Annotated in this window: 18 protein-coding genes; 4 read left to right on the forward strand and 14 right to left on the reverse strand. The window is 38.0% G+C overall.

Annotated features, from left to right (window positions below):
* Positions 1 to 20 precede the first annotated feature (20 nt).
* On the forward strand, positions 21 to 467 hold the full coding sequence (locus tag F3G66_RS00365; protein WP_149706772.1) for a tetratricopeptide repeat protein: 447 nt from the start codon (positions 21 to 23) through the stop codon (positions 465 to 467).
* 185 nt (positions 468 to 652) lie between these two features.
* On the opposite strand, the gene flgG is transcribed toward F3G66_RS00365, so the two are convergent.
* Complete coding sequence (flgG, locus tag F3G66_RS00375) at positions 653 to 1,441, reverse strand: flagellar basal-body rod protein FlgG (protein ID WP_021091447.1); 789 nt, start codon at positions 1,439 to 1,441, stop codon at positions 653 to 655.
* A 15-nt stretch (positions 1,442 to 1,456) separates the two neighbouring features.
* Entirely contained in the window at positions 1,457 to 2,266 is an 810-nt protein-coding gene (locus tag F3G66_RS00380; protein WP_149706773.1) for a flagellar hook-basal body protein, read from the reverse strand.
* Positions 2,267 to 2,414: 148 nt separating this feature from the next.
* Between F3G66_RS00380 and rpoD the strand changes: the two genes are divergently transcribed.
* Positions 2,415 to 4,271 carry an RNA polymerase sigma factor RpoD gene (gene rpoD / locus F3G66_RS00385; protein ID WP_149706774.1) on the forward strand — a complete coding sequence of 619 codons (1,857 nt, stop codon included), beginning with the start codon at positions 2,415 to 2,417 and terminating at the stop codon, positions 4,269 to 4,271.
* Between the two features lie 235 nt (positions 4,272 to 4,506).
* On the opposite strand, the gene F3G66_RS00390 is transcribed toward rpoD, so the two are convergent.
* From F3G66_RS00390 to F3G66_RS00420, 7 genes are all read right to left on the reverse strand, one after another.
* The gene (locus tag F3G66_RS00390; protein WP_188115805.1) at positions 4,507 to 5,262 is read right to left on the reverse strand and encodes a flagellin; all 756 of its coding nucleotides are present in this window, start codon (positions 5,260 to 5,262) and stop codon (positions 4,507 to 4,509) included.
* Between the two features lie 84 nt (positions 5,263 to 5,346).
* Complete coding sequence (gene hisD / locus F3G66_RS00395) at positions 5,347 to 6,639, reverse strand: histidinol dehydrogenase (protein WP_149706775.1); 1,293 nt, start codon at positions 6,637 to 6,639, stop codon at positions 5,347 to 5,349.
* Positions 6,636 to 7,487: a pyridoxal-phosphate dependent enzyme gene (locus F3G66_RS00400; RefSeq protein WP_149706776.1), complete on the reverse strand. Its 852-nt coding sequence runs from the start codon at positions 7,485 to 7,487 to the stop codon at positions 6,636 to 6,638. The genes hisD and F3G66_RS00400 overlap by 4 nt, the downstream gene beginning before the upstream one ends.
* Positions 7,480 to 8,571: an OmpA family protein gene (locus F3G66_RS00405; RefSeq protein ID WP_149706777.1), complete on the reverse strand. Its 1,092-nt coding sequence runs from the start codon at positions 8,569 to 8,571 to the stop codon at positions 7,480 to 7,482. Before F3G66_RS00405 ends, F3G66_RS00400 begins: the two co-directional genes overlap by 8 nt.
* The gene (locus F3G66_RS00410; RefSeq protein ID WP_149706778.1) at positions 8,568 to 9,881 is read right to left on the reverse strand and encodes a MotA/TolQ/ExbB proton channel family protein; all 1,314 of its coding nucleotides are present in this window, start codon (positions 9,879 to 9,881) and stop codon (positions 8,568 to 8,570) included. Before F3G66_RS00410 ends, F3G66_RS00405 begins: the two co-directional genes overlap by 4 nt.
* Positions 9,882 to 9,885: 4 nt before the next feature.
* Complete coding sequence (gene fbaA, locus F3G66_RS00415; protein ID WP_103589546.1) at positions 9,886 to 10,950, reverse strand: class II fructose-bisphosphate aldolase; 1,065 nt, start codon at positions 10,948 to 10,950, stop codon at positions 9,886 to 9,888.
* A gap of 15 nt (positions 10,951 to 10,965) precedes the next feature.
* Complete coding sequence (locus tag F3G66_RS00420; RefSeq protein WP_149706779.1) at positions 10,966 to 11,784, reverse strand: peptidylprolyl isomerase; 819 nt, start codon at positions 11,782 to 11,784, stop codon at positions 10,966 to 10,968.
* A 95-nt stretch (positions 11,785 to 11,879) separates the two neighbouring features.
* Here F3G66_RS00420 and nth point away from each other — a divergent pair, with 95 nt between their 5' ends.
* A complete protein-coding gene (gene nth, locus F3G66_RS00425; protein ID WP_149706780.1) occupies positions 11,880 to 12,512 on the forward strand; it encodes an endonuclease III in 633 nt (210 codons plus the stop codon).
* Here nth and dsbD read toward each other — a convergent pair.
* Entirely contained in the window at positions 12,505 to 14,235 is a 1,731-nt protein-coding gene (dsbD, locus tag F3G66_RS00430) for a protein-disulfide reductase DsbD (protein WP_149706781.1), read from the reverse strand. The genes nth and dsbD overlap by 8 nt on opposite strands.
* 105 nt (positions 14,236 to 14,340) lie before the next feature.
* Between dsbD and ppk2 the strand changes: the two genes are divergently transcribed.
* A complete protein-coding gene (gene ppk2, locus F3G66_RS00435) occupies positions 14,341 to 15,150 on the forward strand; it encodes a polyphosphate kinase 2 (protein ID WP_021091543.1) in 810 nt (269 codons plus the stop codon).
* Positions 15,151 to 15,200: 50 nt separating this feature from the next.
* Here the strand turns inward: ppk2 and F3G66_RS00440 are convergent, their stop codons facing one another.
* From F3G66_RS00440 to F3G66_RS00455, 4 genes are all read right to left on the reverse strand, one after another.
* Positions 15,201 to 15,632 (reverse strand): trehalose-6-phosphate synthase, encoded by a 432-nt coding sequence (locus F3G66_RS00440; protein WP_149706782.1) that lies wholly within the window; start codon positions 15,630 to 15,632, stop codon positions 15,201 to 15,203.
* A gap of 125 nt (positions 15,633 to 15,757) precedes the next feature.
* Positions 15,758 to 17,629 (reverse strand): molecular chaperone DnaK, encoded by a 1,872-nt coding sequence (dnaK, locus tag F3G66_RS00445; RefSeq protein ID WP_149706783.1) that lies wholly within the window; start codon positions 17,627 to 17,629, stop codon positions 15,758 to 15,760.
* A 31-nt stretch (positions 17,630 to 17,660) separates the two neighbouring features.
* Positions 17,661 to 18,203, reverse strand: coding sequence for a nucleotide exchange factor GrpE (gene grpE / locus F3G66_RS00450; protein ID WP_149706784.1), 543 nt, complete (start codon positions 18,201 to 18,203; stop codon positions 17,661 to 17,663).
* Positions 18,200 to 18,994: an HrcA family transcriptional regulator gene (locus F3G66_RS00455; protein ID WP_149706785.1), complete on the reverse strand. Its 795-nt coding sequence runs from the start codon at positions 18,992 to 18,994 to the stop codon at positions 18,200 to 18,202. The genes grpE and F3G66_RS00455 overlap by 4 nt, the downstream gene beginning before the upstream one ends.
* Positions 18,995 to 19,038: the final 44 nt, after the last annotated feature.

Consider the following 19,038-nt stretch of genomic DNA (forward strand, 5'->3'; position numbering starts at 1 on the left):
GAAATTTATGGAGCCAAAAGATGAAAAAGATAATTTTAATTTTATTTTGTATTCTTTTTTCTTGGGGTAAAAATTTTGATACCGCTAAGCTTGAAAGTGAATGCGCTTTAAATAACGTAGAAAGCTGCACCGATCTTATATATATCTACCTTGACAAAAACGAGCGCGATAAAATGGCAGCTATGGCGAACAAGTCCTGCGAGCTAGGCAATCCACATAGCTGTCTCTTTTTAGGAAATATATATCTGCAAAAAGACACTCTAGCGCAAGAGAAAGAAGAAGGGCTTAGGCTTTATAATAAGGCTTGCGAACTAAAAAGTGCATTTGCTTGCTATACTCTTGCACTTATCTATGAAACTGGAGATGCTGGTATATCGCAAGATAAAAATAGAGCAAAAAACTACTACAAAAAAGCCTGCGAGCTTGATTTGGAAGAAGCATGCAGTAGCTTAAAAATTTCTCAGTAACTTTTATTCTTGCTCCTAAAAACAGAAATTTTAGATGAGATGTGCCAAATTTTAATTTCGCCCAAATTAATGCGTTTGCTTTATCGAGTCCTTGCCTTTTGGCGTTTTATTTAAAAAGTAAAATACCTCAAGCGTAAAAGAAAGCAGTATAAGTCCAACGATAGCTAGAGTCGCGTTCATACTACCTACCTTTTAAGCCCATTTACTATTTCAAGCATCGAGTCACTCGTGGTTATCGCCTTTGAGTTTGCCTCGTATGCGCGCTGACCAGTGATAAGATCAGTCATCTCTTCGACCAGCTGGACGTTACTCATCTCGACAAATCCTTGTCTGATCGTACCAAGTCCGTCAAGTCCTGCCACGCCTACTACAACATTACCGCTAGCACTTGTTTCCAGGTAGTTGTTATCACCCATTGAGTGAAGGCCAGCTGGGTTTATGAAATTTGCTAGCTCAATCTGACCTATCTGAGCCATCTCTCTCTCACCTGCTTGGAGTACTGATACGGTGCCATCTGTGCCGATAGAAATTTGCGTCGCATTCGCAGGCACGGTGATCTGAGGGATTAGCTGATAGCCATCGCTATTTACAATAGTACCATTTGCGTCAAGTTTAAAAGCACCATTTCTAGTGTAGGCTGTCGTGCCATCAGGCAACTGAATCTGAAAAAATCCATTGCCCGCTATTACCATATCTAGGTTGTTGCTAGTCTCTTTAAAATAGCCCTGAGAGAAAATTTTATTTATCGCCGTTGGACGCACGCCAAGACCCACTTCAATGCCTGTTGGGCTTGTGGTAGTCTGGCTTGTAGCCGTACCTGCGTACTCCATAACTTGATACATAAGATCAGCAAATTCAGCCCTATTTTTCTTATATCCATAGGTATTTACGTTTGCGATGTTGTGTGAGGTTACGTCTATCTGCGTCTGCTGAGCTATCATGCCAGTGGCCGCAGTGTAAAGTGATCTCATCATAGTTTTATCCTTTTATTAAGCTTTTAGAGCTAGTTTTTGAACAGCATCTTGGTTAAGATCGTTCATGTGGCTTGTCATAACCTTTTGATACATATCAACTAGGCGCTGGGTTTCTATTAGACCAACCATTTCTAAAACTGGGTTTACGTTTGACATCTGAGCATATCCTTGCATTACGCTATCAGCCTCATCAAGCTCATTTATGTCGTCAAAATTCCTACTCTCAAAGAGATTATCTCCAACCTTTTTTAGATCTCTTATCTCTCTTGGCTGAGCGATAAAAAATTTAGAAAATTGATTGTTATTTGAGTATAAATTTCCATTTTTATCAGCAGTTAGCACCTCTCCTTGTGGTACTTGGATACCTCTTTGATCAGGATTTTGTGCCTCGTAGCCGCTTGGCAAAACTTTATAGCCCTCTTTTGTGACGATGTAGCCGTCGCCATCAAGACTAAAAGAGCCATTTTTGCTAAGTTTTACGCCATTTGGGGTATCAACTAAGAAAAATGCGTCATCTCTTTTTATCGCAAAGTCAAGCGTGTTTGAGCTGTATTTAAAGCCACCGGCACTAAAGTCGGTGTACTCTTCGCTCACTTGTGGTACGCGATCAAGCGTTCTATTTAGAAATTTAGCTCCATCTTTTGTGTGATTTTTAAGCGGAAGCTCATCTTGCGTCTCTTTAAAAATTCTTGCAAAGTCACCGATGACCACATCGTTTCGCTTGTAGCCGATCGTATTTACATTTGCAAGGTTGTTTGAGATAACGTTTAATCTGTTAAACTGTGTTACCATACCAGCAGTGGCTTGATAATAACCATTTTGCATAAATTTTCCTAATCAAAATTTGATTTTTATAGCTACTAAGCAATCATCGTTCCAACTTTGTTTTTATACACATTTACAAAATTTGGGTATAATCCACTTTCTTTTAAACAACACTTAAATCACAATTAGACGATTCGAAAGGAAATTTATGAGCGCCGCAAAAGACTCTTTTTCTCAAATAGAAGAGCTTTTTGCTGAAAATGCAAAAGGCTTTTTGACATACGAAAAATTAGTAAAATTATTAGACAAAGCTCCAACTGCCACGATAGTAAAAAAGATAGAACAACTAGCAAAAACAAATAAAGTCAAGCTCATCACATCTGCTGAGGCTGCAAAGCTTAGAAATTTAGCTGATGCTAAAAAGCGCCAAGAAAACGCTCAAAAGAGCGATCAAGATATCGATGAGGATCTCGATCTTTCAGGCGAAAGTGACCTTTTAGAGTGGTCAAGATCAGATAGTCCTGTAAGGATGTATCTAAGAGAGATGGGTCAGATCGCGCTTCTTACAAAAGATGAAGAGGTAGAGATCAGCAAAAGAATCGAGCTTGGCGAAGATATCATTATCGATGCATTTTGTTCAGTGCCATTTTTGATTGACTTCATACTTGATTATAAAGAGCCACTAATCAATAGGGAGCGCCGTGTAAAAGAGCTTTTTAAGAGCTTTGAAGACGAGAGTGAAAACGAAGAAAATGAAGATAACGAAGACGATATAGACGACGAAGATGAAGAGAACGAAGAAAACGAAGCTCCTAAAAAATCAGCTAAAAACGATAAGCGCGCTGAAAAAGTTATAGAGAGTTTCAAGGCCCTCGAAAAGGCAAAAAAAGAGTGGCTAAAGACCGCAAACAAACAAGATAAAGTTGAGAGCGATGACACAGCTTCAAAGATGACGCTTGCATTTAAAAAGAAAATTTTAAAAGAGAAGCTAATGGATCTTGGACCAACAAGCAAGCTAATTAGCGAGATCGTAAAATCAATGGAGACAGCTCTAAAAAGCGACGATGAATTTGATAGAGAGCTAAAGCGCTTGGAGTATCGCTTACCGATGTTTAGCGACGAGCTTAAGAAAAATCACAAAAGTATCTTAAAAGATATCATCAAACTTAGCAAAGAAGAGATCGCGGCTCGCGTGCCAGAAGCCACAATGGTATCAACTTATGTCGAGATCAAAAAGCTATTTACTACAAAAGAGGCGAGCAAGCAAGGCTTTGATCTTGAGCCAGCAAGACTAAAAGAAATTTTAGAGCAGATCAAACGTGGAAAGAAAATTTCTGACGAGGCAAAAGCTAGAATGGCCAAGTCGAACCTCCGTCTAGTTGTAAGTATCGCGAAACGCTATACAAATAGGGGCTTACCATTTTTAGATCTCATCCAAGAGGGTAACATTGGCCTTATGAAGGCGGTTGATAAATTTGAATACAGAAAAGGCTATAAATTTTCAACCTATGCCACATGGTGGATCCGCCAGGCTATCTCGCGTGCGATCGCCGATCAGGCAAGGACGATTAGGATACCTATCCACATGATAGAAACGATAAATCGTATCAATAAAATCAACCGCAAATACCTCCAAGAAGAGGGGAAAGAGCCTGATGTAAGCATTATTGCAAAAGAGGTTGGGCTAAGCGTTGATAAGGTAAAGCAAGTTATCAAGATCACAAAAGAGCCGATCAGTCTTGAAGCTCCTATCGCAAACGAAGAAGATGGAAAATTTGGAGATTTTGTAGAGGATAAAAGCTCTCTTTCTCCGATAGAGCAAATTTTAAAAAGTGACCTTAGAGAGCAGATAGATGACGTACTTTCGCAGCTAAATGAGCGCGAAAAAGCGGTTATTTCGATGAGATTTGGCTTGCTTGAAGATGAGAGCGACCGCACACTTGAAGAGATCGGCAAGGCCCTAAATGTCACTCGCGAGCGTGTTCGCCAGATAGAAAGCTCAGCTATCAAAAAACTAAAACACCCAAAAGTTGGTAGAAAACTTAAAAACTACATTGAGGGCTAAAAGCCCCTTTTTTGGGATATTTTCCTTAAGACTTTTTCTTTAGCTTTATAAAATTTAAAAATTTTTTAGCAACAAATTTCACTAACAATCTACATTGATTTTATTATTGAAAGGCTGGATTCAGCCCTCATTTAGCCATTATATCGGCCTAAAAATAAAAATACAAAAACTTAATATTTTTTTAAAGAATAAAGTTAGATAAAAAGTATTTTACCGGCGCAAGACCGGTAAAAATTTATTCAGCTAGAAGTTTATCTAGTTTTGCAGCTAAGCTCGTAGTATCATGAGCTTTGGCTAAGCTCGCAGCATGAAGTTTTAAATTTGATTGTAAATTTTCTTCCAAGCTCTTTGCGATATCGCTGCTATCAAGATTTTCTACACTATTAGCATTTGCCACGCTCCTTGCGGCTAGAGCATTTATGCCTCTAAATACAGCATTTTGTGTTGATCCGATCTCTGAGCGAAGTGAATTTATATTTTTTAAAATTTCACCTGTATTTGAGCCGTTATCTTTTACATTTAAAAGAGCATTTGTGCCCAAATTTATATTTTTTGTACTCTCGCCTGTAAAAAATCCAAGCTCAGCATCAAATACGTTTTTACCGTTAAATTTAGCCTCTTTTACGCTATCATTCATGGCATTTCTTAGTGCGTTGATTTCGCTCTTTATGCCTTTTTGCTCATTTGCTGAAAGAGTAGGATTTGTAAGTTTACTTGAAAGCTCACCTATTCTATCTGTGCTTTTACTTAAATTTAAAAGTGTTGAGTCAGCGATTTGAAGTATTCCAATCATATCGTTTGCATTTGCCAAACCTTCGTTCAAGACATTTGTTTGTGACAGCAAACTCTCTGCGATTTGCAAATTTGCACCTGATGCTTTGATCTCGCTATTTGCAGAGATAGCATTTAGCGCTTTCTTCTCGCTATTTTTTGCTTGATCTAAATAATAGTTTCCTGAAGCCTGGTTTGCAGTATAAGTTCCTAACTTCATAACAACTCCTTTTTAATAATTCGCTATGGATTCTACTATAAATTCTATAAAAAGTTGCAAAATCTCTATAAAATCCATTTTTCTTTACTCTTCTAGCCTCACTGCGACTGATTTTTTATGAGCGGTTAGTCCTTCAGCTTCAGCTAGCTGCATGCACGATTTGCCAAGATGCATGATACCTTTTTTACTTACTGAAATGATCGAACTTCGCTTCATGAAATTTTCAACTCCAAGTGGCGAGTAAAATCTTGCACTTCCGCCAGTTGGCAATGTGTGATTTGGTCCAGCAATATAATCTCCCATCGCTTCAGGTGTAAAGTGTCCAAAAAATATAGCGCCCGCATGAGTCACATCATCTATATAACTTAAAGCATCATTTGTAGCGATCTCTAGGTGTTCAACAGCAAGCTCATTCATGAGAGCAAAACACTCTTTTAGATCTTTTGCCACTATTATTGCAGCTTTATTTCTTATGCTTGCACTTGCGATCGGCTCACGTTTTAGTGTCTTTAGCTCATCTTCAATGTGTCTTTGCACCGCTCTTGCGAAAGCTTCTACTGGCGTTATCAAAAAGGCACTTGCGATCTCGTCGTGCTCGGCTTGTGAGAGCATATCGATAGCTATGTGGCGAGGATCGGCACTATCATCAGCGATGACGCCTATCTCGCTTGGACCAGCGATCATGTCAATATTTACGTCGCCATAAACTAGCTTTTTAGCAGTCGCTACGTAGATATTGCCAGGTCCTGTGATGACATCGACCTTTGGCACCGTTTCGGTTCCGTATGCCATCGCTGCGATCGCGCTTGCGCCGCCTATTTTAAAGGCTGTCTTTATACCACAAAGGTGCATTGCAGCAAGAAGCAAGGTATTTACCTTGCCATTTGGCGCTGGAGTGCACACTACGATCTCTTTTACGCCAGCTACGATCGCTGGGATCGCATTCATAAGAAGCGAGCTAGGATAAGCCGCTTTGCCACCTGGGATATAAAGGCCTGCACGATCAACCGCTGTGTATTTTGCACCAAGCAAGATGTCATGCTCATCTTTATATGTCCAGTCACTTGGCTTTGTTCGCTCATGATAGCTTTTTATCCTATCGTGAGCTAAATTTAAAGCTACTCTCAAAGCATTGTCTAGCGAATTATAGGCAGCCTCCATCTCTTTTACGTCGATTATTATGTCGTTTTTACTTGTAACGCTAAATTTATCAAATTTACTTATCTGCGCAAAAAGTGCACTATCGCCATCTTTTCTTATCTCATCTATTATTCCAGCAACCACTGGCATTACAGCGCTCATATCATTATCACTTCGTTTAACAAGCTGTAAAAATTTACTCTCAAAATCAGCGTCACTACTATGAAAAAATTTCATTTATGCTCCTTTAATTTTAATTTTCTCTCATATCTTTGTCTTTGTGTAATGTTACCTAAAATTCCGCCCTGGTGGATATATAAAATTTCAGCTCCAAGCTTATCTAAATTTGCAAAAAGCGTGATAAAGCCAACAGGGTCATACACTAGGTCAAATTCCACGCCACTTTTGCAAACCTCTAGCCAAATTTCATAAAGCTCTGGGTATAAATTCCCAAAATGATACTTCTTTGGCGGATTTAAAATTTGCACTTTACTATTTTTGTCTAGCTCATAAATTTGCTTTTTTAGATAGTCGCTGTCCCCCACGCAAGGAGCTGTAAAAACCCTAAGATCGGTGTGCTTTGCCAGATAGCATGCGCTTGTACCTGTGCCTGATGGCAAGAAAATATCAGGCTTTATGCTACTTTTTTTGCTCCACTCATTTATCTCACTTGCCTGCGTGATAAAGCCAAGCTCAGCCTCGCTCTGCGCCACGCCCTCATTTATAAAGAGCGCATTTTGGCTCTTTGCTAACTCTTTAGCAAATTTCTCACGTTCCTCTTTTACAAAAATTTCCATACCATTTTCAAGTGCAAATTTGAAATTTCCAACTGGATTTTGCTCTAAATTTGAGTTTAGATGAGAGACGACGTAGTAAAATTTAAGTCCCTTTATCTTAGCAAAAAGGCTTAGACTATACATCGCATTTGACTGGCTTGAGCCGTGAGATACGATGGCTTTTATGCCGCCAAGATCAGCATTTAAAAAATACTCTAGTTTTCTTGCTTTGTTGCCATTAAACTCGCCTAGTAGATCATCTCTTAAAAGCCAAAATTCTCGCCCTCTTAAGCGAATTTTATCAATCACCCTTAAACTCCAAAAATTTCTCTATCTCGTTGATAGCCTCTTTATTTGAGAGTGAAAATTTGATCTCGATACGCCTTGAAGCGTCCTTGTCCTCGGCTCCGTCTTTAAAAACTAGCTCGTTGTAGCTTCGCCCACTTGCGACAAGTAGCTTTTTAAGGCGAGTATCGTCACTAAATGAATTTATAAATTCCATCACAGCGTAAGCTCTTTTTTGTGAAAGCTCTAGGTTATAAATATAGCTTCCGTCGCTATCTGTAAAGCCTTCGATTATAATTTGATCAATGTTTGACGCGATATCCTTATCATTTAAAAGCACGTCGAAATATTTACTAAGCGTGGCCTTTAGCTCCTCTTTGACCTCTTCTTTTAAGACTGCACTGCCTTTATCAAAAAGTACTGAGGAGCTAAGCTTTAGCGCGCCTGAGTTTGGATCGATCTCGATGCTAGATCCCAGCCTATCCTTTAGGGCTGAGATCACTTTTACTCTGATACCAGTTAAATTTTTAACTCTGTCACGAGTAACGTTTAAGTCCCTTAAAAGCTCGTCATATCTAGCCTCTCTTTGGCTCACTTGCTCGAGTAAAAAGGCGATCTTGGCTAAATTTTTCTCACTGCTTTCGTTTGCGTCGCTAAGCGCTCTATCTTTTGATGAAATTTCATCATTTAGCACGATCATCTTTTGATTTAGATCAAAAATGCTAGCATTTAGCTCTTTTATGCTCGCATTTGCGTCCTTGTTTTGCTCTATAAGCTGAGCTAGTTTTTCTTTTAGGGCGTCTATTTGGATGACAAAAATTTCATTTGATTTTTTTAAATTTATATTTTCGTCGCTTATCTTTGAAAGCTCACTTTTTAGGGCGTCATTTAGCTCTTCGAGTGTAAAATTTCTGCCCTGAGCGTCTTTTAAATTTGCTAAGGCTGCGATGATGGCTTGCTCTTTATTTTCAAGGGTGTTTTGAGTTAGGACGTATTTTACGACGACAGCGCCGATTAGCAGCATAAAAACAAAGAGCAGACCCGCCATCAAGTCTGCGTACGAAACCCAAAAGCTCGATTGATCCTCGTTATTTTTGTTTATTTTCATTGCACTAGATTTTCGATTTTTTCTATTACAGAATTTGCTTCTTTATCGATCTCGTCTATGTTCTTTTTAAGCTCAGCAATGAGGCTCTCACGCTCTTTTTCGCGTTCCAAGCTCCTACCCTCTTGCTCATAAGCTGCCTTAAATATCGTCGCACTCTCCACAAGTGAAGCTCTAAATGCCTTTAATGCGTCGTTTTGCTCTTTCATCAAAGAGAGAGAAAATTCTTTTAAAATGGCATCAAAACTCTTGATAGTCTGCTCAAATTTGAGCTGGCTCTCTTTTGTAGCGGTTAAATTTTTGCTAAAAATTTCGCCAAGCTTTGCATGCTCGGTTAAAATTTTAACCTCCATATCTTTAAAGGCATTAGAAAACGCACTCACTGCCTTTAGCATATCAGAGTGGATTTTTACAAATTCATCTTGTTTTAGGCTAGCTTCATTTAGCATTTTTAGACTTGCACTAAGCTCTGCCTTGCTTTGATTTATGATATTTTTCTCAACCTCGCAAAGCTCTTTTAGGCTGTTAAATTTCTCATTTGTCTGCTCGCTTAGCTCTTTTACAAATTTATCGTCAAGTACCATTTTAAAAGCGTCCTGACTATCTTTAAAATAGCCTACACTTGCTTTCATGAAATTTGCATTTAGTTCATTTTCCTGCCAGAAAAACTCACGGCTTAGCTCTTTTTGCTCGCTGTAAAATTTCTCAAATTTACTAATGCCGATTTTTTCAAAAAACATCCACCAAAGCGCTAAAAATATGCCATAAATTGATACATAAAACGCCGTAGCCACGCCATTTAGCAGTATAGCGATCTCTTTTTCTAGGCCATTTGCAGTGCTTGAGCTAAAGCTTGGCATGGAGATAGCGATACTAATAAATGTACCCAAAATTCCAAGCATAGGAAAGACTGCTTGGCCGATGTTTGCTAGATTGTCATTTCTAAAATTTCTTGTATAGCTCTCAAAAAAATCTTCAAATTTAGCATTTGCCTTTTTGACACTTGAAATTTCAAAGAGGTGAGCAATGATAAATTCTTTTAGCCTTATCTTGTACTCTTTGGCATTTGCTAAGAAATTTGAGTAAGCTACCAAGGCGCTGTGGCGTGAAAAGACAAAAGCGACAAAGAGTATAACGCCCATCATCACGATGGTGTGAAGCTTCATCTGAAAATTTATAACGCCAAGATACGCTAGTATCGCCAAGATGTAGATAGCTAAAGGGATAAAGATAACTTTAAAAAAGACAAAGAAAGAGTGAGCTTGGCGCTCTTTTGGTACGCTTAGCTCACTAAAATCATTTTGATTTTGCATAGGATTAGTTCCTATTTAGGCAGTTTAAGTCGCTAAAAGCAGTCTGAAGACGCTTAACCATGCTCTCCTCGCCACTTCTTAGCCATTTCCTTGGATCGTAGTATTTTTTATTTGGCTTATCATCGCCCTCTGGGTTGCCGATCTGACCTTGCAAGTATGCTCTATTTTTTGCCTCATACTCGCGTACGCCGTCCCAGAAAGCCCACTGAGTATCGGTGTCAATGTTCATCTTGATAACGCCGTAGCTCACAGCATCTTTGATATCTTTTAGCTCGCTGCCACTACCGCCATGAAATACAAAATTTACTGGCTTGTCGCTTTTTGTATTAAATTTCTTAGCGACATAGGCTTGTGAGTTTTTAAGAATTTCTGGTCTTAGCACGACATTGCCCGGTTTATAAACGCCGTGAACGTTGCCAAAACTAGCTGCGATGCTAAATTTATCGCTTATTTTACTTAGTCTTTCATAAGCAAGCGCAACGTCCTCTGGCTGAGTGTAAAGAAGTGCATTATCAACGCTTGTGTTATCCACTCCGTCCTCTTCGCCGCCGGTTACGCCTAGCTCGATCTCTAGGCTGATGCCAAGCTCGCTAAGCTCTTTTAGATATTTCTCGCACGTGCTTAAATTTTCGTTGATATTCTCTTCGCTAAGATCAAGCATGTGAGAGCTAAAAAGCGGCACACCGTGAGTTTTTTTATACTCATGGCTTGCTTTTACTAGCTCATCTATCCAAGGTAAAAGCTTTCTAGCAGCGTGGTCAGTGTGTAAAATGACTGGCACACCATAAGCCTTGGCTAGCAAATGAACATGTTTTGCTCCAGCGATCGCACCAAGAACGGCAGCGTTTTCGCAGGCTTTACCAGCGTAAAAACCTGCACCGCCATTACTAAACTGAACGATAACAGGCGAGTTAGCAACCTTTGCCGCCTCTAAAACAGCATTTACTGAGTCGCTGCCTACGACATTTACAGCAGGTATTGCAAAACCTTGCTCTTTGGCATAAGCATAAAGTTTTGTTACATCATCTCCGCTTAAAACACCAGGTTTTACGATATCTAAAACGCCCATTTTATCCTCCAAATTTTACTTATATTCTATCTTTGCTTTTTGGCGTAGAGCTTCACTTTTTTGTCTAACAGCGGCTTGGAATTTCTCCATTTTAACAGCTTGCTCGATCTCTGCTTTTGCTTGTTCAAAGCTTACAGTGCCAGCAGCTTTGCCATCTTCTTTTAAGATAACATGGTAGCCAAACTGAGTTTTAACTGGTTTAGTTGAAACTGTGCCATTAGCCATTGAAAATGCTGCGTCTGCAAAAGGTTTTACCATTTGGCTTTGACCAAACCAGCCAAGCTCGCCACCGTGTGCTGCTGAGCCTTTGTCGATTGATTTTTGGCTTGCTAGCTCTGCAAATTTCTTTGTTAGCGCCTCACCTTTTAAATTTTTAAGTTGAGCGATGATGTCGTTTGCTGTTTTTTCATCTTCAACTAGGATATGCCTTGCTTTTGCTTGAGCTGGCTCGTTCATACTTGCTTTGTTTTTATTGTAAAAATCTTTTAGTTCGTTATCACTTACTTTTATGCCGTCAAAAAGCTTTCTCATATAAAGCTCAACCGCGATGCCTTCTTGTGCTGCTTTTACAGCTTTGATGTACTCTACATCTTTTTCGATACCGCTTGATTTAGCATCTTTTAAAAGAAGTTTTCTATTTATTAGATCGTCGATTATACGTTTTTTCTCATTTGGTTGAAGCTTGCTAGCGTCAAATCCTGGCATAGCTGCTGATAAAAGGCTTGAAATATCGCTATCGCTTATAGCATCACCATCAACTGTTGCAACTACTGCTGCATTTAGAGTAACAGCTGCTGCTAAACTTAAAACTGCTGGAAACAAAAATTTTTTCATATAAATCCTTTAAAAAATTGATTTTATGGGCAAGATTATATCAAATAAAGCGATAACTTTTCATTTAACTTAAGAAAATAAGGTAAAATACGAAAATGAGAACAAAAAAAAATATTTTAGAAATAAAAAGAAGACTTCTAGAAGAGTTTAAAGACGCCAAAAGCGAGCTTAAATTTAGAAATTTATATGAGCTACTTGTCTGTGTCATGCTCTCAGCTCAGTGCACCGATAAAAGGGTAAATTTGATCACCCCTGCCCTATTTGAGGTTTATAAAGACGTTTTTGAGCTAGCTAGCGCAAATTTAGCAAGTCTAAAACTAATAATAAACTCATGCAGCTTTTTTAACAACAAGGCGGTAAATTTAATCAAAATGGCAAACAGCGTGGTTGAGCTTTATAATGGAGAAATCCCGCTTGATGAAGAGAAGCTAAAAGCGCTTGCTGGAGTTGGACAAAAGACCGCTCATGTCGTACTTTTAGAAGCTACAAATGCAAATGTTATGGCTGTTGATACGCACGTTTTTAGAGTGGCGCACAGACTTGATCTTAGCCATGCAAAAACACCAGAAGCCACTGAAGCTGATCTTAGCCATGCCTTTAAAACAGATCTTGGTAAGCTTCATCAAGCCATGGTGCTCTTTGGACGTTACACCTGTAAAGCCAAAAAACCGCTTTGCCATGAGTGTATCTTAAATGATCTTTGTAACAGCAAGGATAAGATTATTTAATTTTCTCAAGCTTTGCTAGAAAATTTTTAGCATCTATAAAGCCGATAGTTCTAAGAAATTTTAGCTCATCGCCACCATTAAATAACAAGAGCGCAGGCGGATCAATAAGCCCAAAATTTCTTAGCATCTCATCATTTTGTGATCCGCCATTTGTTACATCGATACGAATAAGTGTAAAATTTGTCAAAGCATCTATAACATCACTATCTTTAAAAGTGATCTTTTCTATCTCTTTGCAGCTTACACACCAATCAGCATAAAAATCTACTAGAACGGGCTTGTTTGAGTTTTTTATTATCTCATTTAGTTCATCTAAATTTTTAACGGAATTAAATTTTAACGCACTATCACTTTTTACCAAATTTAGTCCAGAAAGTGGAGAAAAAGCCTCCTTTGAGCCTAAAAATGAACCAACTATTAGCATAACTGAATATATAAAAACTAGGATAAAAAACGCTTTTTTAAACTTAGCCCAGCTTTGTTCTGCTACTTCAAATGCCCCAAAATAAACCGCCATAAAAACGCCTATAATGCCATATCCTAATAGCTCAAAAAATTCTCCAAGCACACGTGCAAGGATCCAAATCGCCATTATGAGCATTAAAAAACCAAAGAATTTTTTCACTTCATCCATCCAACTACCAGGTTTTGGCAAGAGCTTTCCAGAGCTTAGCCCGATAATAAGTAGTGGCACGCCCATGCCAAGCCCCATGGAAAAAAGCATAATGCCACCATAAAAGACATTTCCACTTTGGGCAATATAAAGAAGCGCACCAGCTAATGGTGCTGCTACACAAGGCGATACGATGAGAGCTGAGGCAAAGCCCATAATAAAAATTCCAACATAGCCTGAGCTATTTTGTGATTTTTTACTTATCAAATTTTCAAATTTTGCTGGCAATTTTATATCATAAAATCCAAACATACTAAAGCTTAAAACGACAAAAATGGCCGCAAAAGCGCCAAGCACATAGATATTTTGCAAAGCTCCTGCGATGCCAAAGCCAAGCAGGCTAGCTGCCACTCCAGCTAGTGCATAAGCTAGGCTCATCGCGACAACATAGATAAATGATAGTAAAAAGCCCTTTTTTGCATTTAAATTAGCACCTTTTGAGACGATTATGCTTGAAAGTATCGGTATCATCGGGAAGACGCAAGGTGTTAGTGAAAGCAAGAGACCATAACCAAAAAAAGTAAGAAGTGAAATAAAGAAATTTTTATCTCCAAGCCCATTTGCGATATCTTGCTCGCTAGAAAATTCTTCAGCAAGGCTGTCGGTATCGTTTTTTTGCTCTTTTTTAAAAGTAGTGATACTAAATTTTCCAGCTTGGTCAGTTATCTCATAAATTTTGCTTTGTGGACGGTAGCAAATGCCGTTTTTAGCACAGCCTTGATAGTTAATGTCAAGTATTGCTTTGCCATTTGAAAGATTTTCTTTTACTAAATTTAATGGGATAAAAATCGAAAAATCTTTTGGATAAATTTCATATTCTCCCGTATTTTCACTACTTGGCAAATTTAATAGCTCATTTATCTTTTTGCCAGCTAGCTTAATCTCAAAACTCTCTTTATAAAGATAGATATTTTCACCAAAGTTAAACTTCACTTCAACATTTTGACTATCAACGCTTGGAGTTAAAACAAAGGCTTTGCTAACATCTAAAACCTCGGCAAAAAGCGAGCCTGCAAATAAAATAATCGAAAAAAGAAATTTTAAAAACATACTAATCCTTGCTAAATTAAAAAAGATGATTTTAGTCTAAATTCTTAAATTTATTCTATTTTATTGTAAAATCGTGAAAATATGTGAAATTTTAAAGGAGCAAAGATGTCAAAAGACAAAAAACACCAAAAAAGCGAGAAACTTGGCTACGAGGAAGAGCTTAGACTGCTTCAAATTGAACTTTTAAAATTTCAAAATTACGTAAAAGAAAAAGGCCTTAGAGTACTCATGCTAATGGAAGGGCGCGACGCAGCCGGCAAAGGAGGAACGATAAAACGCCTAACTGAGCATCTAAATCCAAGAGGTTGCCGTATAGTAGCGCTTGCTAAGCCAAGTGATGTCGAAAAAACGCAGTGGTATTTTCAAAGATATGTGACTCATCTACCAAGTGCTGGAGAGATCGTGATCTTTGATAGAAGTTGGTACAATAGAGCTGGCGTTGAGCCAGTGATGGGCTTTTGCACGCAAGAAGAGCATAAAGAATTTTTACGTGAAGTGCCAAAATTTGAAGAGATGATCATAAACTCCGGCATAATTTTCTTTAAAATTTATCTTTCAATCACAAAAGATGAGCAGAAAAAACGCTTCAAAGAGAGACAAAATGATCCGCTAAAGCAGTTTAAAATTTCACCCGTTGATCAAAAAGCGCAAGAACTTTGGGATCAATACTCTATCGCTAAATATTCGATGCTTCTTGCCTCTCACAATAGCATTTCACCATGGGTCATCGTCTCAAGCGATAACAAAAAAGAAGCTAGGCTAAATGTCTTTAAATTTATCCTAAGTCACGTTGAATATCCAAAAAAGATAAATGACTACTTGGAATTTGACAAAAACGTCGTAAGAGACGGAAGTGAAGAGATAAAACGCATAGAAGAAGGGCTAAATAAAGACAAGTTAAAGAGTATCGATTAGAGAATTTTTAACTTCTAGCTGGCGATTTACTTAAATTTGCTAGCTAAACTTTAAGCCCACCACATTACTTTTGCCAAAATGACCATTATCAGGCAAAGTACTAGAGCTATTAAATGTGAAAATTTACCAAATGGATCAGGCTTTTTTAAAATAACGACATTAAAAACAGAGATAAAAGTTACAAAGCACATTACGAGTAAAACAAAAATTTTTATAAGCAGTAGCTTTTGAAAGTTGCTTTGCCACCAGCCAAGCTCGCCTCCAAAATAGTCTTTTGCCATATAAGCGCCACTTATTAAAAGCAATAAAAATGCCATGCCAAAAACTTTTGCACTGCCTTTTGTATAGGCTTTTTTAACTATTTCAAGGGTTTTAGCATCAACCGTTTTTTTAGCAAACGGATATATGCAAACATCGAAAAATACGTATCCTATAAATACAATGGCACAAATTAAATGAGTAATCAAAAAAAATAAATACATTTTTTGCCTTTTTGTTTGGCATTATATAAATTTTAACTATTTAAACTGCTTATTTTGAATCAATTTTAAGAATTTATGAAGATAAATTTATAAAAGAGCAAGGCAAGTGCCCTGCTCTAGGAGTTTTACTCGACTTCAGCGTCTATGACGTCGTCGTCTTTTTTGTTGCCGCCGTTTGCTCCAGCGTTTTCATCTTTTTTATACATAGCTTCTGCTAGTTTATGGCTAGCTTTGCTTAGAGCTTCTACTTTAGCATCGATTTGCTCTTTTGAAGAATTTTCATCTTTTAAGACCTCTTTTAGATCGTTTAGCGCAGCTTCGATGTTACTTCTATCCTCAGCTGGAACTTTCTCGCCAAGCTCGCTCATACTCTTTTCAGTTTGATGAACTAGTGCATCAGCTTGGTTTCTAGCTTCGACTGCGTCTTTACGTTTTTTGTCCTCTTCTTTATGAAGCTCAGCATCTTTTACCATATTGTTTATCTCTTCTTCGCTTAAGCCGCTTGATCCAGAGATGGTGATATTTTGAGCTTTGCCAGTTGCTTTATCTTTTGCTGAAACGGTTAAAATTCCGTTTGCGTCAATGTCAAACTCAACTTCTATTTGAGGAACACCTCTTGGAGCTGCTGGGATGCCTTCAAGGTTGAAATTTCCAAGTGATTTATTATCTCTTGCAAACTCGCGCTCTCCTTGTAGAACCATAATAGTAACGGCACTTTGATTATCTTCAGCAGTTGAGAAAACTTGGCTTTTCTTAGTTGGTATGGTTGTACCTTTTTCGATGATCTTTGTCATTACGCCACCAAGTGTTTCGATACCAAGGCTAAGTGGAGTTACGTCAAGAAGTAGCACGTCTTTTACATCGCCTTTTATAACAGCGCCTTGGATAGCAGCACCGATAGCTACGACTTCATCTGGATTAACACTCTTATTTAGCTCTTTACCAAATGCTTTTTTGACCTCTTCTTGAACTAGTGGTACACGAGTTGAACCACCGACCATTACGACCTCTTTAATGTCGCTTTTATTTAAACCAGCGTCTTTTGTTACCTCATTTATCTTAGTGATAGTCTCTCCCACAAGTGAGTCGATCATACCCTCAAATTTAGCACGAGTTAGCTTTTTAACAAGGTGTTTTGGACCAGTCGCATCAGCTGTAATAAATGGTAAATTTATCTCACTCTCTTGAGCTGAGCTTAGCTCTTTTTTAGCATTTTCAGCAGCTTCTTTTAAGCGTTGAAGCGCCATGATATCGCCTTTTAGATCGATGCCATTTTCGTTTTTAAACTCACTTACTAGCCAGTCGATTATCTTATTATCAAAGTCATCACCGCCTAAGAATGCGTTACCGCCAGTTGCCAAAACTTCAACGATATTATCACCAGTTTCAAGCACTGTAACGTCAAATGTACCACCACCTAGGTCGTAAACTAAAATTTTCTCAGCCTCTTTTTTATCAAGACCATAAGCAAGTGCCGCAGCTGTTGGCTCGTTGATGATACGAAGCACGTTTAGTCCTGCGATCGTTCCAGCCTCTTTTGTAGCCTTTCTTTGGCTATCGTTAAAGTAAGCTGGCACTGTGATAACCGCATCTGTTACCTTTTCACCAAGATATGCTTCAGCGTCTTCTTTTAGTTTGATAAGAATTTTTGCTGAAATTTCTTGCGGAGTATAGACCTTACCAGCGATCTCAACCGCGCAAGCGCCATTTCTATCTACGACGTGATATGGCAAGCGAGCCTTTGCCTCTTCAGCATTTTTTTCATTGCTCATCAAACCCATGATACGTTTGATAGAATATATCGTTTTTTCAGGGTTTGTAACTGCTTGACGTTTTGCAACATCACCTACTAGAATTTCACCTTTGTCTGTAAAAGCAACAACAGATGGAGTTGTATTTTTACCCTCTTTATTTGGGATAACCTTGCTCTCGCCGCGCTCAAAAACGCTCACACAAGAGTTTGTTGTACCTAAGTCTATACCTATAACTTTTGACATATTTTTCCTTTATTAGATTTATTTTTTAAATTTAGTTTGCTACACTGACCATAGCTGGGCGCAAAACCCTACCATTTATCATATAGCCTTTTTGCAAAGCTTGTACGATCTGACCACTCTGCTTCTCTTCGCTATCGACCTTTAAAACGGCATTATGCACGCTTGGATCAAACTCAATATCAGTTGGTATCTCTCTTACGCCATGCTTTTCAAAACATTTTTTAAACTGATTTATAGTTATCAAAATACCTTCTTTGATCTTTTTGGCAAATTCATCATCTTCTGGATCAAAATTTGCAGCGATCTCAAGAGCATCGATGACTGGTAGCAAATCCCTAGCAAATTTCTCATTTGCATAGTTTGCAACGTCCGTTTTCTCTTTTTCATAACGCTTTTTGATATTTTCAAACTCAGCATTTGCTCTATAATATTTATCAGTTATTTCTCCGAGCTCTTTTTCAAGTTTTTCAACCTTTGAAATATCGCCAAGTGCGTCCAAATTTACACTATCATTAGCTAGTTCTTGCACAGGCTCAACCTCAGGTAGGTTTTGCTCTTTTACCTCTTCGCTCACGCAGCCTCCTTTATTAGATTTATAAATTTCACATAGTCAGTATAAATACTGCCAGCACAGATCATCTGTGCTTCGTTGCCAAGATAGTTTGTACTAAATTTAAGTCCCATAAAATTTTCATCAAACATAGGAGAAAATGTAAGTTTTTCATCCATTTGCAAGCTAAAACTTGGGTCAAAAACCATCTTAAAACGTCTATCTTTAAACATATCAAAGGCTAAAATTTCGTTTTCTTGGAAGTAAATTTTAGTCCTTTTAAGCTCTCTTATTTTACTTTTTAGTTCGCTTAAACCAACTTGAGAGCAGATAAGCTCAAGCTTGTTTAAACTAACTCCAGCAAGATTACTTAAAAATTTATATGTCCTAGCATCAAATTTAATAACGATCTCATCTTCACCAAAATTTAAGATCATATATCTATCATTTAAATTTAAAATTTCTAGCAATTCATTATCGATTGTGCCAAAAATCATACAGTAAAGCTCAAATTCATCGCATAGCTTCTTCAGTATTTCGGCATCATTTATCTCCAAATTTATATCACTTATAGTAAAAATTTCACTCCAATATCTTCTCATCGCAGCGATTGTTGGTATCCGACCGCCACTTATATGAAGCTTGGTGATCTCGCCTTCGTCTGAAAGCTTTTTAAAATAAACACGTATCGTAGAAGCTGGAATAGCCGCGCTCATACGAGAGCCAAGCTCATTTGAACCAATAGGCATATTGTCCTGCAAATAAGCCTCGATGATAGAATTTAGTATCAAATCACGTTTATTTGTTTTACTCACTTTTAGCACTCTTTCTTTTTAATTGCTAAGCGAATTATACAACT

The sequence above is a fragment of the Campylobacter concisus genome (assembly GCF_902460665.1).
In the GTDB taxonomy this organism is placed as follows: domain Bacteria; phylum Campylobacterota; class Campylobacteria; order Campylobacterales; family Campylobacteraceae; genus Campylobacter_A; species Campylobacter_A concisus_AL.